The following is a 15,167-nucleotide window of genomic DNA, read 5'->3' on the forward strand; positions in this document are numbered from 1 at the left end:
GGTGTCCATCGTTTGCACCAGGCGTTGTGCCAGGTCGGCTATAAGTGTTCGCTGTGGTCGCTGTCGCCCGATAGCGGCTCCACCGAACACCAGGAGAGGATGATGACAGATACGAAAGCCATAGGCTACATACGGGTTTCGACGAATCGGCAAGCTGAGAACGGCTACGGCTTAGAGGCACAACGAGAACAGATTATGCGGTTTTGCCAAGAGCAGAACCTTCAGCTGGTGGCGCTGATTCCTGACGTCATGAGTGGTAAGCGCACCGATAAGTTGTACGGACGCATTGCCGCCATCACCGCCATCCGCACAGGCATGGCGAATGTGTTGGTAGTCAACACCCTTGACCGCTCATCTCGCAGCATGGCAGACGGCGCGAAGCTGGTCGACGACGCCAAGCTCGAAGGTTGGCGCATCGTCGGCTTGGACGGAACCGATAGCAACACAGTGTCTCAGCTGACTGCGCACGCCAGACTCCTAGTCGCCGAGGAAGAGCGAGAGCTGATCTCGAAGCGCACCAAGCAGGGACTGATCAAGGCCAGGCAGGCCGGAAAGCAGCTCGGGAAGCCAAGCACCATTGACCCAAAGATAGTGCAATGCATCATCAAGCAGCGTCTTGCCGGCAAAGGCACGAAGGCAATCGCGAAGGCTCTCACTGAGTCTGGCGTAGCTGCCCCAATGGGTGGCGCTTGGAGCTACAGCACCGTTCGCCGCGTGCTTGAGAGGGAAGGTGTGGCGTGATGAAGCGAACTGGCGCAGACGTTGAGCACGAAGAGCAGCCGGACAGGCCGCAGCCTGAGCGCACGTGCAAGGACATGGCGACCAACGGCGAAGTCGCGGACACCTCGCCCTCAGAGGAAGGTGAGAACTGATGGCACACATTCGTCAACGTCCATCCGGCAAGGTGGACAAATTCGGTAACGCAATCGTTCGCTATCAGGTTGTGTGGCTTGAGCCTGTCCGAGACGAATTCGGTGCTCCGACTGGCAAGCACAAGCAGACGTCGGAGACGTTCGATACTGAGCGCAAAGCGAAGGCGCATCTGCGCAAGGTTGAGACTGACCTGGAGAGTGCCAAGGGCATCGATCCGTCCAGCGTCAAAGCGAAGGCCAATACGCCGTCGGGAACCTATGCGCGTCAGTACCTCGACAGCCTCACCGGGCAGATGGAGTCGGACACCATCGAGGGCTACGAGAAGCTGTACCGCACCCACATTGCGCCGGTGTTCGGTAGCAAGCCAGTGGCTTCCATTACCGCGGCGGACGTCGACAAGTTTCGGGCTGCTTTGTTCGCTCCGCACCCAAGGCGCAGCTTTGTCACTCGCGGCAAGCCTGACCCTAGCCGCAAAGCCCCCTCCCCCAGCATCAGCGGTGGCAGCAAGGACACAACCGCTCAGATGGTTGTCCGCAGTCCAAAAACGGTGAAGCATATCGTCGGAACGCTCAAGCGGATGTTGGATACCGCTGTGCGTGACGGCGCGATTGCGTCAAACCCTGTGTTGCCTGCGCCACGGCGCACCACGAAGCGAAGGGCTGCCGGTGATACCCGCAAGCCGTTTGCGCATCATCCGCTGACCGCTAATCAAATAGCGTCCGTAGCGGACTGGGTCGAGCACAACAAAGGCAACGCGGTGTACGCGCTGGCTGTGCTCCTCGCGGCACATACTGGCGTTCGCGCCAGCGAGCTGCAGGGTCTGCAGGTGCAAGATGTCACGCTGAGCGATCTGCCGGGCACTGTGGGCAGCGTTCGGGTGATGCGCACTGCGACCAAGAAGCAAGGCCAGTGGATCGAAGGAACACCGAAGAGCGAGGCCAGCACCAATCGCGTAGTGCCGCTGGCGCCGTGGCTGGCGGATGAGTTGCGCCAATATCTGACTACTGTTCACCCGTTTGCCGGCAAGAAGCGCATCGCACACGCTCCCCTGCTTCCTGGTCGTCGCAGCCGCACCAGCTTCGATTGGGCGAAGCCTCTTAGCGCGGACAACGTGTACGACAACTACCTCCAACCAGCCTGTCAGGCATTGGGTCTGGGCGCTACGCGGTGGCATGATTTGCGCCACAGCTTCGCCACCATGAACCTGAGCGCTGGTGAGCACTACATGACCGTTTCAAAGTGGTTGGGGCACAGCAGTTTCGTACTCACGTTGACTACGTACGCCGACTACATCAAGGAAGACGAGATGGAAGCGCCGAAGGTTGGGCGCGGTGTGGTCGCCACGGAAAAGGTAGTACCACTCCAGCGAAAGTCAGGCTAATCACCGGTTGAGTCGTCCGATAGTGTGTCTTGTAGAAAGTTCGCTAGGCTTTCGATCGACTCCACGAAGGTTATGGCCGTCATAACGTCGACCTGTTGGTCGGCGGAGTGTGCGACTGAATTACGAAGCTCGCTCATGCTTTTCATGACTCTTGCCACATCATCGTCTAGACGGCCGTCGCGGTTAAGTATGTCAACCATGCGCCGAAACCCTATCGAGCGTGGCTCTTTCGGATAGAGCTGGCGGAAGCGCTTTCGGAGGACACCGTCGAGATCGGCGAATGGCAGAAGAATCGCGGCCCTCGGCTCAAGCACGGCTATCTGCTGGTACTTGCTTACGCGCTCCTCTACCGTCTCTGGCGGTAGGACTATCTGTTCCGGACTACCGTCGGTTATTGCTTTAGGAGCTTTCTCTTCGAGCTCCTCGGCAGCCTCCGCGAGCTCTCTCACCTTCTCTTCGAATTCGACGTCGACGCCAGCTGCCTTCAAACGTCGAATATCGCCCACGCGGTCAACAAGTCTGTCCGCCGCGGATTTGATCTGTTTTCGCAGTAGGACGATTGACGAACCGGCAACCAAGGGCCATGCCCACGCATCGGATATCTGAACGATGAACTCAAGCCAGGACATTAGAGGCCAACCTGCCTATTCCAGTCTGTCACATACATTTCCAACCGCGCGAACTCCGGTTCTGACAGCATTCGGTGATGTGCCACAAAGTTTCTTGCTCTTTCGAGCTCGTCGAGGCGCTGCTTCAACCAGTGTTGCGAAGGTATCAGGTCCTCGAACTCTGACCAGTTGTTGACAATGATGTCCGAGAGGCCTCCAAAGTCAACGAATCCCAAAGGGTCAGCGCGTAGGCCCGCGATCCATGAATTGTCTTGGGCGTCCTTGAGTCGAGTCTCAGCGTTGTCATGAATCTTCTTCGGTACCTTTGTGTTCCACCATAAGGTATCGACATCGGAAAGTTTGTTCTGGATGAGCTCACGCACCGCGTTCTCAAAGCAATACAGCAATGCGTATAGCCGCGCCATCCTGATCGCGTCGTTCCGAATCGCTAGCGGGAAAGGTGCGATCGCCTCTTCGAAAAGCCGCTCCTCAGTGGCTTCTGCGTTGAGACCGACGCGCACCCCTGCCTGCCGGAATGTTTCTGCCTCAGCCTCGAACATCAAACTGCGGAAGAGAAACGTACGGAGCGAATCGTGTTCGCTCACGACAACAAGTTCTCACGCAGGGATCGAAAGATCGCGTTGAAGACTTCGATATCTTTCGTTGCAGGCAAGTGGATTTGGATTGTGTAGTGCAATTCGGCCGTCACCTGCCCGGTGCGCGACTGTTGCTCTGTAGCGCCATCACCCTCAGGGGTCTTGGTTGCGTGTGGGTCCTCGCGCTGAACGTTTTGTGGCACCGGTGTCGTTGTTCCGGGTGCGGCCTTCATGTCTGCGTGTTTGAGCAATGCATAAAAGGTCATCGCTTGCAGCTGCGCGACCTTGTCGGTCGAGTTGTGCTTCGACTTGAACAAGCCTTCGACAGCGGGCCTGTCAGTTGATGTTGGGACCTCGCGTATGTGAAAGACGTCCTCGTAAGCCTCCCTTAGTGCTTCTGCGAGAACTACCTTCGAGCGCGAGCCGTCCCGGTAAGCGTGATAGCGCGGCGTCGGGGTTCCGTCAGCCGTCAAGAATCCCAAGTCCTTGAGCAAAGGAACCATAGATCGATCCCCACTGCCGCCGAACCCGATGCTCTTCAGGTGGTCGCTATTGAACTTGTCGGGGGCTACACCGTCGACGATCTTCTTTAGAATCGCGTCGAGATTCTTTGTCGAGACTAGATACCGTTGCGTCAGCATCGGCCACCTTACGCAGCAGAATGGGCACGGCGAACCCGCCCCTGTTGCATCATCGCCCATACGTTCGACCAGTCAAGGTGACACGCCGCACCTGAGACAGCGCGCGGCCTGCTACTAGCTCGTTCTGGCGCGCCAGCAACCTGGTGTCACAAGTGTCTTGTCGGTGGCTTGTCGTCAGTCGAAACGCAACCTGCTGATTTGCCTTTATGACCCAATCGCCACGATTGGATCGATTTTGCGTCCAGAAATGTAGGAGGAGCTGGACATTTGCGTGCCCATTGGATCGCCAGCGGACCGTAGCGGGTTTGCTGCAGCGAATCTCCTAGCGGCTTTTAATCCGCAGGTCCCAGGTTCGAGCCCTGGTGGGGGCACAGTGCACCGAGGGCATCCCGTTGTGGCCGGTGATAGACCTTCATGCCCCGGCGTTCGGACTCCAGGAGTCCGGCTCGGCGAAGCTGAGCCAGATGGTGGCTGACCGTGGATTCGGTCAACCCCCAAGGCGGATTCGCGAGGGCGAACTTCAACGAAGCCACGTTCCTGCCCCGCAGCACGACGCTGCGAAGTCTTCAGCTGTAGACCTCGTCGACGACATCTACTTGACGGTACTCAGCAAGCCCGGTGGTGGCTGACGGTGGTTTCCGTCAGCCTCAGTCCTGGCGCGATTGTGTGGGAGTCCAGCGCGAAGCCAGGGCATCGCAGATGGCGCGTTGCTGACCTTCGTCCTGGTTGTGCATGAGGAGTCCTTCGATCGTGAAGATGCCGATCATCACTTCGGCGTCCACGGTCGAGGTAGCGACTCCAGCGTTCTGGAGTTCGAAGCGGAACAGACTGCCGGTGATCGCGTGGAAGTTCTGATGCCATTCGGCGACAGCCGGTGAGTGTTCGACGCGAGCATGCACGGTCGTCACCAGGCGACTCATCTCCGTGAGCTGGCCGACCACCCAGAGCAGCCGTGCCGCAATCGGCTCGCCCGCAACATCTTGATACAGCGGCCATACGTCAGCCATGACCGCAGTGAGGACCGCGATGAGGACGTCGTCCTTGTCGCCGAAATACCAGTAGATGGTGTTTGGGGCCACCCCGGCGTCTTTGGCCAGGCGACTCATCGAGGTGGCGTCGTAACCATCGTCAATGAAGAGACGCCGGGCTGCCGCCACGATCTCCGCACGCTTCTCGTCGGCGGCTTGCGGGCGCTTGTTGCGTGCCATACGTCTTCCCTTCCACCGGCTAGATCACAGTTTCTTGAATAGCGTTCAAGACATTGCTATCTTATGTTGAATGCCATTCAAGATACTCCACCTAGGGAACACCGTGACTAAGCCAGGCAGCTACGTTCGACACGACGTCACCTTTACCTCCGAGGGCACACCCTGCGCCGCATGGCTCTATCGGCCCGACGGTGTTGAGAACCCACCCGTCGTGGTGATGGCCCACGGCTTCGCCGCGTTCCGCGAACTGCGGCTGGACGCCTACGCTGCACGGTTCGCCCAGGCCGGATACGCCGCGCTGGTGTTCGACTACCGGCACTGGGGGGCCAGCGGAGGACAACCCCGCCGCATCCTCGACATCGGTCGCCAGCATGCTGATTGGCGCGCCGCCATCGCCTACGCCCGCAGGCTTGAGAACGTCGACACGACCCGCGTGGTGGGGTGGGGTTCCTCGTTCGGCGGTGGCCATGTTCTGGACCTGGCGGCCCACAACCACGATCTGGCCGCCGCGATCGTCCAGGTGCCCCACGTCAGCGGTCCCGCATCGGGGTTCGCCCAGTCGCCGAAACTGGTCTCACGTCTGATCGTCGCGGCGATACGCGATCAGGTGGGTGCGTGGCTGGGCCGCCCACCCCATCGGGTCAAGTCCATCGGCAGGCCCGGCGACGTCGCGATGATGACCTCGCCCGGTGCCTATGACCTGGTGGAGCGGATGGCCGGAGACCAGCTGGAGAAACTGCTGGCCGAGAATGACGTCGCCGCCCGCATCGCGCTGCGCGTGCCGTTCTACTCACCGGGTCGACAGGCCACCAAGATCACCGCGCCAACGTTGGTCCAACTCGCGACGAAGGACGATGTCACCCCCTACGCCAAAGCTCAGAAGATCGTGGCGCGCATACCCCATGGTGAAGTGCGCTCCTACGACTGCACCCACTTTGAGCCCTACCTCGATCCGCACTTCGAAGGAATCGTCTCCGACCAGATTGATTTCCTCGACCGCCACGTCGGGAGCAACCGATGACAACGCTGCCGTCGAGCGTGCAGACCCTCATCGTCGGCGCGGGATTCGCCGGGTTGGCCGCCGCCGCAACGGTACTTCGCGATGATCCCAACGCCGACGTGCTGATCATTGAACGGGCTGACGAGGTGGGTGGAACGTGGCGCGACAACACCTATCCCGGCTGCGCCTGTGACGTGCCGACCTCGCTGTATTCATTCTCCTTCGCCCCGAGCGCGATGTGGAGCCACACCTTCGCCCGCCAACCCGAGATCTACCGCTACCTGAACTCGGTTGTCGATGACACCGGACTGCGGCAGCGTCTGGTCACCGGGTGCGCCCTGCTCAGCGCGAAGTGGGATGCAGCGCATCAAACCTGGCAGGTGCAGACCTCGTCAGGGGACCTCACCGCCAAGGTCTTAGTCGCAGCCACCGGGGCACTATCCACCCCGAAGATGCCCGACGTGGCAGGACTGAACACGTTCACCGGCAAGGTCTTTCACTCCGCAACCTGGGACCACGACCACGACCTAACCGGCGAACGGGTCGCCGTCGTAGGAACTGGGGCCTCGGCAGTGCAGTTCGTCCCCGAAATCGCCGACCGCGCCGCGCACCCGCTCTGACGATCCGACTTTGTGGGACCGGCGCGGCGGCGATGTCACCGCATTGTCACAGCGGGGTGCGGATCACGGGAGTTGCCTGGAGACGCATTGAGACTGATTGCGCTGGTCGTAACTCTTTGAGAGTTATTGCAAGACAACAATATTCGGCCCTTTTCCGGCTCGCGAACGTACCCGGGCGGTCTGCGATGGGCTGCGCGCGGCGTTGGCGACCTATGGGGTGCCCGAACAGATTCTGACTGATAACGGCAGGGTGTTCACCGGCCGGTTCTGCCATCCCCCGGTGGAGGTGCTCTTCGATGCGATTTGTCGCCGCGACGAGCCCCGACTAACAACACGAGGTGTCAAGGATCAACCGAAACATAAACGTCAACAATCAACCGACTATGAACAGGGGCACAACGCGTCAATCGAGATAGCGCGCTATCCCGCCCTGCGCAGGTGCGCCGACAGCCACCGACACACATTTTGTCGGTGGCTTGTCGTCAGTCACGTGGCTTTGCCGCGTTGCGGGTGCTGTTGGCTACGGCGAGGGTCACCGCGAGGCCGACACCCAGTAGTAGCCCGCTTTACGCTTCGCACGCCGTTCCGTTGCCGTCGCGGTCAAGTTCGTAGATGTCCGTCCCGATGACTTTGACAGGACCTTGGACATAAGCCGGACCGTTGCCACTGCCGCCAGCGCAGTCGACGTCACTGGCGATGGGAACGCAACCCGAGTAGTTCGGGTCGCACTCGGAGGTTTGCTGTAGAGGCATATATGGACTGAGCGTCCATACAACTGCTACGCCATCCGGATTCGCCTTGGCTACTGGACTCAGCGCGATAATCATGATCAATCCTGATAGCAGCAACGCCAATCGACCCATAGACGCAAATGCTAACCACAGCGTCAGTGCAATTTTCTGTGTTTGCTCGAACCCACCCACCCACTCAACAGACTGGCGAGCGCCTGCCCCCACAACACCACCCAGGGAGAAATTGTCGGGCACCGCTGAATTTTTTCAGCAAATCCGACTCTGGAACCTTTCTCAACGGTTGGCGCAGGCTGGCGCGTTGCCGAGACTCTTACCCAGATAAGCAAGAAGCGCAGGCAAACTGCATGACGCAACCAATGTCTAACTACAGTGGTGAGAGCCCGATTGGTGTGACGTATAGCGACTAATCGGAGTCAGTCGGAGCTGCTTCGGTTCCGCTCTGCGGGGGCCACTTGGATGCTTAAAGAGCCCGCTAGGTGAGCAAGGGGTTCCCTTTCGCACACCTATCACCAGGAGTACTTATGTCTCTGGACAACGACATGCGCGACGATCACCCCCGGCCTCTCGATGGCGAAACAAGCCCTGGAGCGTCCAAGGCATCGTGTGCGTGTCCTGGCAACAGGTGCATCGGACGCCACTACGGCGGGCAACGCTGCGACGTCCACATCGACGGCGAGCTGCTGCGCTTCTGGGTCGGCGATCAACTGGTCAAAACCGCCGCCCGAACCAGCACCGGACAGGTACGAAACAAACAGGCCCTTCGCACCGCGACCGGCCCCGACTAACAACACAGAGTGTCAAGGATCAACCGAAACAGAAACGTCAACCATCAACCGACAATGAACAGGGGCACCAGCAAACGCCGAGGTTAGGCTTTTTGGCGATGTCGCCGGGTATGCCCATACGTGTACTCACGTCCGCACCGCCTCCACACGGTGCCGGAAACGCCGCGCTGCGGCCTGTCCAGCAACGGTCAATTGATATCTGCCACGAGCACGACCCTCCGGCGGCGCCCAAGCCGGGCAATCCATCGCGCACACAGGCCTCGCACGCAGCCAACGTTTCTGACCCAGTCGTGCCGATACGAGCTCACATCTCGACGGAGATCTCCTTGGGCTTCAGCGCCTCTGCAATGCGCCAGCGGCGCCAGCGCACGAGAACCACGATGGTGATGCCAGCGAAAATCACCGTCGCGGCGCCGAACAGCGAGGCCACGATCATGTTCGCCGTCTCCCCGGACCAGCAGGTGCTGCCGCCCTTGCACTCGTACTTACGGTCCGGCTCGTCGAGTGCCAACCAGTCGTAACCGGAGACGACAGCGAACGGTGCGCACAACAGCGCCATGCCAAAAAAGCTGAGGAACATCGCCCACCAATTGGACTTCTTCACGGCTCAAAAATATCCCGGCGGTCCCGTGGGCGACACAGATATCGCTCTCACCTATGCCGGCCGTCACGCGGCGATCGGTGACAGTTAAGTGCATGTCCCGAAAAGACTGTCCTCGCTCAGTCAACACACAAGGCACGCGGCACAGCTAACCGTGCATGTTGATGACAGCAGTAGCCGCGGCCGCAGGCTTCACTGCCTTGGCAATGCTTCGGGGGTGCCGACCGCCGGGCCGTGCGCTTGGTCGTCACGACGCGACCTCGCCGTCGAGACCCAGGATGCGGTGATAATCGGCTAGATCCCGATAGTCCACTCCGTTGTCATTGGGCGGTGTAGCCGTGGCGAGCCAGCGCTGAGTGCGCAACCGTGCCGCGGCCTGTCGATCTCGCAGGCCGCATCGGCCGATGTCGAGGCCGGACGCGGGCTGAGGCGTTCGCGCCCGTAGCGGCGATCCGGCGGTGTTGCACTGAGCCGCGCTACGGCGCGCGCGGCGTTATGGTCTCGAGATGGACGTCAGCCTTCGCAAGCTGCGTTATTTCCTGGTCGTGGCTGAGGAGCGGAATTTCACCCGTGCAGCGGCGCGCTTGTTCGTGGCCCAGCAGTCGTTGTCGCGCCAGATTCGCGACCTCGAATCCGAGCTGGGGGCCACGCTGCTGTTTCGCACCACCCGCTCGGTGGATCTGACGCCGGCCGGCGAGGCGTTCCTCGCGCAGGTGCGCGTCGTCCTCCGTACCTTCGATGCCGCCGTCGAAGAGGCGCGTGAGATGGCGGCGGGCTCGGCCGGGCGGCTTCGCATCGGCTTCGGCATGGGCGCGGCGCTCGAGCTGACGCCTTATATCCTCGAGGAATTCACCCGCCAGTACCCGAACGTCGAAATCGAGATGCGCGAATTCGGCTTGCCCGACCAAAGCGCGGGCCTGTCCGAGGGGTGGGCCGACGTCGCCTTCATCCGCCCACCGTTGGCAATCCGTGACATCGTCGCGCATACGTTGTTCGTCGAACCGCGGGTGCTCACCGTTTCGGCGCGACACGAGATAGCACGGCGGGCAACGGTACGTGTCGCCGACATCCTCGATGTACCGCTGGCGGTGGGTCGTTCGACCGATGAGGAATACCGCAGGTTCTGGAGCCTGCAGGACTACCGGTCGGATCTCACCGAGCCGCTGTTGAGACCGACCACAACCAACACCGAGGAGATCGAATTGATCGCTGCCGGCCTCGCCTGCACGGTCAATCCCGCGGCAATCGAGCGCTACATTCCCCATTCGGCAGTGCGGTACGTGCCCATCGTCGACGTGCCCGGTTCGGCGGTCGCCGTGGCATGGCGGCAAGATCGTGACAACCCGCTGTCCGTCGCGTTCAACCGTGTGGCGCAGCAGGTGCGGCGACGCGAGCGCGACGTCGTTCATGCCATCGAGAATCCGTTCGGCGACCTGGGCGCGTTGGACGTCGGTCACGTCATGCCGGTGGGCGGACAGTAAACCTCAACTGCGACAATGCTTTACGCGGGTACGCCGCGATCAGGGTCGAGCCGAAGCGGGGCCAAACCGTTTGACGCCGGCCTCCCCCCGCTTGATTCGGCCCCGCAGCACCAGGACATGCCACACAACCGCCAGGACCGTAGCACCGGCCACCACTTTCACCGCGCCATGGAAGTCCGGCGGAATGGTGAGGATGAGCAGCGCGGTGACGATCCACACCAGGCCGACAATCATCAACGGGATACCGAGGCGTCCTAAGTTGAAGGCGCCGGGCGCGGCGGCGAGCGTGGGTCGCTGCCGCATGTAGGAACCGACGATCAACAGATAGACCATGTACGGGGCAATGGAGGTCGCTCCGACCAGCGTGGTGAACGAATCCGATTGCAGGAAGCCGTAAACCATGAAGCAAACGCTGATCACCCCGCCGATGATGAGCGCGCGCAGCGGAGTCTTCGTACGCGGATGAACGGCCCGGAAGTGGCGGGAGAACGGCAGCATGTTGTCGCGGCCCATCGAATACATCAGCCGCGATTGCGCAGCCTGATTGGCGATGACAAGGGCGATCATCGAGAACGCCACCACCACGATGAATGTCTTGACCAATGCCGTCGGCAGGTAGAACTCCGCGATCGTCACGATCGGCGCATCCGACGCCTGCGCTGCGCTGAGGTCCGGCATGGCAACGGTGAAGCAGATCAGCGCCAGCATCCCCAAGATCGCCGATCCGATCACGCCGGTGAGTACGCCGCGTGGGACGGCCTTCTGGGAGTCCACGGCTTCCTCGGTCAAGTCAGCCGAGAGTTCGAACCCGACCATGGTGTAGATGCCGAGCAGCCCGGCCATGACGAAATGGCCGATCCCCGAGCCAGCCGTTCCCGTGGTGTTCCACAGATTGGCGACGGTTCCGCCCTGATCCCCCGCATAGAGCCCGAATGCGACGATGACGGTGACGGCCAGCAATACCGTTCCGATGATTTCGGCGACGACGGCCGCGTTGTTCACCCTGGCTGCCAGCTGCACGCTGATGATGTTGATGACCACGGTGAACAGCAGGATCGCGATGGCGACGCCCAGGACCAGGCCGTCGGGTGCGTCGATGCCGAGCGCGTTGAAGAGCAGCGGAGTGGCGCCGAGCAGAATGATCGCCCCGCCGGTGATGCTCATGTAGAGCAGCCCGAAGAATCCGGTGTACCAACCATAGGTAGAGCCGACGAGGCGGGCTCCCCATTGGTAGGCGTAACCGGCGAGCGGAATCTTGGTGCTCAGTTCGGCGATCAGCAACGCCATGACGATCTGACCGACGGCCGCGATCGGCCAGGTCCAGATCGACGCTCCGCCGAACTGGTTGATCGCGAACCCGTAGTTGAGGAATATCCCCGTCGAGATCGACACGATCGAAAACGACAGCGCGAACAGGGAAAAGAATCGAAGAGTTCGCTTGAGCTCCTGTTTGTATCCGAAGGAAGCGACGACTGAGTCGTGCGGGTTCATCGACTCGGCTGCCGGTGATACGACGCTGTCGGCGGGGCGTTCAATGGTCACGGGTGCTCCTCGGATCGGTCGGACGGTAAAAGACTGGCGGCGAATCGCTTTCGCACTTCACCGAATGCGACATCGGTGCCTTTCAGCGCTCTGTCGATGACCTCGTCGTCCATGGCGCAAGACATGAACCAGTTGTGTCTCGGGTGCAGGTACACGCCGTTGCGAAGCGCGGCTTCGGCGAACAAGGTCATGCGTTCGTAGTCCGTATCACCGTCAAATGTCATGTACGGCATCACATCTGGCCCGGTGTACCTGATTGCGAGCCCGTTCTCCGCGGCTTGGGCGAGCATGCCGGCTCGTAGCCGCGCGCCTGCTCGTCGCATCAGGGATATCCCGTCGGTTTCGGCGAGACGGCGGATCGTGGCGAGTGCGGCGACCATCGGAGTCGAGTTCATCCAGAAGGATCCGGTGAGGAACACCGCCGAAGCGGCCTCGCGCACGGCATCACGACCCGTGACAGCGGCGAGCGGATACCCGTTGGCTATGGCCTTACTCCAGGCGCTCAGGTCCACGCGCACTCCCAGTGGTTCCCAGCTGCCGCCGAACGCGAGCCTGAATCCGCAGCGGACGTCGTCGAGGATCAGCAGGGCGCCGCGGTCGTCACACGCCTGGCGCACATGACGGGCGAAGTCGATGTCGACCAGTTCCTGATTCCTGCCCTCGATGTGCAGGAATGGCGTCAGCATGACGCCGGCAAGATCGGGCCCCGCCATCTCGAGCGCACGGTCGAAGCTCGCCGGGTCGTTGTAGTCGAAATAGCCCATCGCCGCCCGATCGCTGGGCAGAGTTCCGGTGGGGTTTGGAGTGCACCACGGCGCTGCGCCGTGATAGACGCCCTGTGCGACAAGAATCACCGATTTCGAGGTGTGCGCCCTGGCGATCGTCAGGCAGGCTGTCGTGGCGTCAGTTCCGTTCTTCCCGAACAACGCCCAGTCCGCATCGTCGACAGCCTCGACCAGCGCCTCAGCGAGTTCGACGAAAGCGCCGCCCGGGCCGGCAAGACAATCGCCGAGTTCCATCTGTGCACGGACTGCCTGCGACACGACCGGATCGCAATGCCCAAGAACGATCGGTCCCCAACTGCACATCAGATCGACGTACTCGTTGCCGTCGACGTCGGTGATCAGCGCGCCGTTACCGGCGGCGAAGAATTGCGGGTATGCAGGCGATATCTGGCGAATTGCCTGGTGACCGTACATGCCACCGGGCACGACGCGGGCTGCGCGCCGCGCCAAAGACTCACTGGCGATCGACATCGTCGCGGCTGAGGTCACGCTGGGCTCCACCTGTCCTTGTTGTCTCATGTCCTTCTTGCCGGCCTGCTGTTGGGAAGCAATGATCGGCCGACGGCAACCGGGGCGGAAACACCCTTTCCCACCCGATTGACAGCTCAACTGTTGTGAATTCCGGTTTGTGCAGCTAGATGGGGCGTACGCGAGCACTTGTGGGGACAGCGCCAAGCACCACGACGCTGCGCCCCGACGGGGGCGGCACCCGGCGATCGCTCTGATGCCCTATCGTCATCGACATCCCGACACCCTCATCACAGGAGCACCATTGCTGACCCCGCGGTTCCCGAGATGGCCGTTGGTCGCGACGATCGCGGCAGGCAGCCTCAGCGTGGCAATCACCTTCGGATGCGGGTCGGCGCACGCCTCACCTGAGGACGACGCATTCGTCAGCATTGTCAAGCAACTCAACATCCCGGTGGCCTCGCCCGACGACGCCATCCAGGTGGGACGCGGCATCTGTTCGGCCATGGACGCCGGGAAGGTCGAACCTGCACCCACGATCCGGGGCATTGTCAGCAGGCTGACGTCGCAAGGACTCGAAAAGGGCCAGTCCGTGGGGTTGCTCAGGGGTGCCGTCAGCGTCTATTGCCCGGAGTACAGCGCCCTCGTCGCGCGCTGACCCACCACGAACTACGACATCGGCGGTCATTAGGGCACGCTGGTCATCACGATGACCACCGCTTCTGCCCTGCTCGCCGATCCGGGCGACCTTTCCGCCCTGCGCGCCAAGGGCGTCGACCCGGACGAGCTCTTCACGTCGTTCGCCGCTTGGGCCGAGAACAGCGGCACCACGCTGTACCCCGCGCAGGAGGAGGCGCTGATCGAGCTGGTCAGCGGCGCCAACGTCGTCCTTGCGACGCCGACCGGTTCGGGCAAGTCGCTGGTGGCCACCGGCGCGCTGTACGCCGCGCTGGCGGCGGGCACCTCGAGCTACTACACCGCGCCGATCAAGGCTCTGGTGAGCGAAAAGTTCTTCGCCCTTTGCGACGTGTTCGGCGCGGCCAACGTCGGCATGCTCACCGGCGACGCTTCGGTCAACGCGGGCGCGCCGATCATCGCCTGCACCGCGGAGGTGCTGGCCAACATCGCCCTGCGTGAGGGCGCGCGCGCCGACATCGGCCTCGTGGTGATGGACGAATTCCACTTCTACGGCGACCCCGACCGCGGCTGGGCCTGGCAGGTGCCGCTGCTGGAGCTCACGAAGGCCCAGTTCCTGCTGATGTCGGCCACACTCGGCGACGTCGCATCGCTTCGCGAGGACCTCACCCGACGCACCGGTCGACCGACAGCGCTGGTCGCCAATGCCGAGCGCCCAGTTCCGTTGCACTACTACTACGCGACCACACCGATGCACGAGACGATCGGCGACCTGCTCGACACAAAGCAGGCACCGATCTACGTCGTCCACTTCACCCAGGCCTCCGCACTGGAGCGGGCTCAGGCACTGATGAGCGTCAACGTGTGCACCAAGGAGGAGAAGAAGGCGATCGCCGACCTGATCGGCGGGTTCCGGTTCTCCTCTGCGTTCGGCACGACATTGTCGCGACTGGTCCGGCACGGGATCGGCGTGCACCACGCCGGCTTGCTGCCCAAATACCGACGGCTGGTGGAACAGCTGGCCCAGGCCGGCCTGCTCAAGGTCATCTGTGGTACCGACACCCTCGGCGTCGGCATCAACGTGCCGATCCGCACCGTCGTCTTCTCGGCGTTGTCGAAGTACGACGGCACTCGTACCCGGCTGCTCAGCGCCCGCGAGTTCCACCAGATCGCCGGGCGCTGAGCAGCCG

At 61.8% G+C, this 15,167-nt stretch carries 14 protein-coding genes and 5 pseudogenes; 10 read left to right on the top strand and 9 right to left on the bottom strand.

The genetic code is table 11. The features are described from left to right. Window positions 1-102 precede the first annotated feature (102 nt). The 3 genes from D6M19_RS02765 to D6M19_RS02770 are packed head-to-tail and all read left to right on the top strand — an operon-like array spanning window position 103 to window position 2,254. Window positions 103-741 carry a recombinase family protein gene (locus D6M19_RS02765; RefSeq protein WP_123023669.1) on the top strand — a complete coding sequence of 213 codons (639 nt, stop codon included), beginning with the start codon at window positions 103-105 and terminating at the stop codon, window positions 739-741. After that, a complete protein-coding gene (locus D6M19_RS35070) occupies window positions 741-872 on the top strand; it encodes a hypothetical protein (protein ID WP_268812294.1) in 132 nt (43 codons plus the stop codon). Before D6M19_RS02765 ends, D6M19_RS35070 begins: the two co-directional genes overlap by 1 nt. Continuing rightward, window positions 872-2,254: a tyrosine-type recombinase/integrase gene (locus D6M19_RS02770; protein WP_123023582.1), complete on the top strand. Its 1,383-nt coding sequence runs from the start codon at window positions 872-874 to the stop codon at window positions 2,252-2,254. Before D6M19_RS35070 ends, D6M19_RS02770 begins: the two co-directional genes overlap by 1 nt. Here the strand turns inward: D6M19_RS02770 and D6M19_RS02775 are convergent. The 5 genes and pseudogenes from D6M19_RS02775 to D6M19_RS02795 all read right to left on the bottom strand — a co-directional run bounded on the left by D6M19_RS02775 (window position 2,251) and on the right by D6M19_RS02795 (window position 5,307). Next, window positions 2,251-2,883 (bottom strand): hypothetical protein, encoded by a 633-nt coding sequence (locus tag D6M19_RS02775; protein ID WP_123023583.1) that lies wholly within the window; start codon window positions 2,881-2,883, stop codon window positions 2,251-2,253. The genes D6M19_RS02770 and D6M19_RS02775 overlap by 4 nt on opposite strands. Further along, entirely contained in the window at window positions 2,883-3,467 is a 585-nt protein-coding gene (locus D6M19_RS02780) for a Swt1 family HEPN domain-containing protein (protein ID WP_206428421.1), read from the bottom strand. Before D6M19_RS02780 ends, D6M19_RS02775 begins: the two co-directional genes overlap by 1 nt. Beyond that, entirely contained in the window at window positions 3,464-4,099 is a 636-nt protein-coding gene (locus D6M19_RS02785) for a DUF5343 domain-containing protein (protein WP_123023584.1), read from the bottom strand. Before D6M19_RS02785 ends, D6M19_RS02780 begins: the two co-directional genes overlap by 4 nt. A gap of 332 nt (window positions 4,100-4,431) precedes the next feature. Further along, window positions 4,432-4,593: pseudogene (locus D6M19_RS02790) on the bottom strand (ArsR family transcriptional regulator); the annotation flags it as partial. Between the two features lie 153 nt (window positions 4,594-4,746). Next, the gene (locus D6M19_RS02795) at window positions 4,747-5,307 is read right to left on the bottom strand and encodes a TetR/AcrR family transcriptional regulator (protein WP_123023586.1); all 561 of its coding nucleotides are present in this window, start codon (window positions 5,305-5,307) and stop codon (window positions 4,747-4,749) included. Window positions 5,308-5,410: 103 nt separating this feature from the next. Between D6M19_RS02795 and D6M19_RS02800 the strand changes: the two genes are divergently transcribed. From D6M19_RS02800 to D6M19_RS02810, 3 genes and pseudogenes are all read left to right on the top strand, one after another. Continuing rightward, complete coding sequence (locus D6M19_RS02800) at window positions 5,411-6,328, top strand: alpha/beta hydrolase (RefSeq protein WP_123023671.1); 918 nt, start codon at window positions 5,411-5,413, stop codon at window positions 6,326-6,328. Further along, window positions 6,325-6,918, top strand: a pseudogene (locus D6M19_RS02805) (flavin-containing monooxygenase); the annotation flags it as partial. The gene D6M19_RS02800 and the pseudogene D6M19_RS02805, both read left to right, overlap by 4 nt. Before the next feature lie 163 nt (window positions 6,919-7,081). Next, window positions 7,082-7,237, top strand: a pseudogene (locus D6M19_RS02810) (IS481 family transposase); the annotation flags it as partial. 256 nt (window positions 7,238-7,493) lie between these two features. Here D6M19_RS02810 and D6M19_RS02815 read toward each other — a convergent pair. Further along, window positions 7,494-7,913, bottom strand: coding sequence for a hypothetical protein (locus tag D6M19_RS02815; RefSeq protein ID WP_234834658.1), 420 nt, complete (start codon window positions 7,911-7,913; stop codon window positions 7,494-7,496). Between the two features lie 358 nt (window positions 7,914-8,271). On the opposite strand from D6M19_RS02815, the pseudogene D6M19_RS02820 reads away from it, so the two are divergent. Further along, window positions 8,272-8,464, top strand: a pseudogene (locus tag D6M19_RS02820) (IS481 family transposase); the annotation flags it as partial. A 304-nt stretch (window positions 8,465-8,768) separates the two neighbouring features. Here D6M19_RS02820 and D6M19_RS02825 read toward each other — a convergent pair. Next, window positions 8,769-9,068 (bottom strand): hypothetical protein, encoded by a 300-nt coding sequence (locus tag D6M19_RS02825; protein WP_123023587.1) that lies wholly within the window; start codon window positions 9,066-9,068, stop codon window positions 8,769-8,771. Between the two features lie 503 nt (window positions 9,069-9,571). Between D6M19_RS02825 and D6M19_RS02830 the strand changes: the two genes are divergently transcribed. Then, the gene (locus tag D6M19_RS02830; RefSeq protein ID WP_206428422.1) at window positions 9,572-10,546 is read left to right on the top strand and encodes a LysR family transcriptional regulator; all 975 of its coding nucleotides are present in this window, start codon (window positions 9,572-9,574) and stop codon (window positions 10,544-10,546) included. A 39-nt stretch (window positions 10,547-10,585) separates the two neighbouring features. Here the strand turns inward: D6M19_RS02830 and D6M19_RS02835 are convergent, their stop codons facing one another. Both D6M19_RS02835 and D6M19_RS02840 read right to left on the bottom strand, forming a co-directional pair. Next, a complete protein-coding gene (locus D6M19_RS02835) occupies window positions 10,586-12,088 on the bottom strand; it encodes an amino acid permease (RefSeq protein WP_123023588.1) in 1,503 nt (500 codons plus the stop codon). Further along, window positions 12,085-13,362, bottom strand: coding sequence for an aminotransferase class III-fold pyridoxal phosphate-dependent enzyme (locus D6M19_RS02840; RefSeq protein ID WP_234834659.1), 1,278 nt, complete (start codon window positions 13,360-13,362; stop codon window positions 12,085-12,087). The genes D6M19_RS02835 and D6M19_RS02840 overlap by 4 nt, the downstream gene beginning before the upstream one ends. Before the next feature lie 235 nt (window positions 13,363-13,597). On the opposite strand from D6M19_RS02840, the gene D6M19_RS02845 reads away from it, so the two are divergent. After that, on the top strand, window positions 13,598-13,999 hold the full coding sequence (locus tag D6M19_RS02845; protein ID WP_123023589.1) for a DUF732 domain-containing protein: 402 nt from the start codon (window positions 13,598-13,600) through the stop codon (window positions 13,997-13,999). A gap of 51 nt (window positions 14,000-14,050) precedes the next feature. Then, a pseudogene (locus D6M19_RS02850) lies at window positions 14,051-15,157 on the top strand (DEAD/DEAH box helicase); the annotation flags it as partial. Between the last annotated feature and the right edge of the window lie 10 nt (window positions 15,158-15,167).

It is taken from the genome of Mycolicibacterium stellerae, assembly GCF_003719305.1.
In the GTDB taxonomy this organism is placed as follows: Bacteria; Actinomycetota; Actinomycetes; order Mycobacteriales; family Mycobacteriaceae; genus Mycobacterium; species Mycobacterium stellerae.

Coding starts and splice junctions, on each gene's coding strand:
- D6M19_RS02765 (WP_123023669.1), top strand. CDS start 103: ATGACAGATACGAAAGCCATAGGCTACATACGGGTTTCGACGAATCGG.
- D6M19_RS35070 (WP_268812294.1), top strand. CDS start 741: ATGAAGCGAACTGGCGCAGACGTTGAGCACGAAGAGCAGCCGGACAGG.
- D6M19_RS02770 (WP_123023582.1), top strand. CDS start 872: ATGGCACACATTCGTCAACGTCCATCCGGCAAGGTGGACAAATTCGGT.
- D6M19_RS02775 (WP_123023583.1), bottom strand. CDS start 2,883: ATGTCCTGGCTTGAGTTCATCGTTCAGATATCCGATGCGTGGGCATGG.
- D6M19_RS02785 (WP_123023584.1), bottom strand. CDS start 4,099: ATGCTGACGCAACGGTATCTAGTCTCGACAAAGAATCTCGACGCGATT.
- D6M19_RS02795 (WP_123023586.1), bottom strand. CDS start 5,307: ATGGCACGCAACAAGCGCCCGCAAGCCGCCGACGAGAAGCGTGCGGAG.
- D6M19_RS02830 (WP_206428422.1), top strand. CDS start 9,572: ATGGACGTCAGCCTTCGCAAGCTGCGTTATTTCCTGGTCGTGGCTGAG.
- D6M19_RS02845 (WP_123023589.1), top strand. CDS start 13,598: ATGCCCTATCGTCATCGACATCCCGACACCCTCATCACAGGAGCACCA.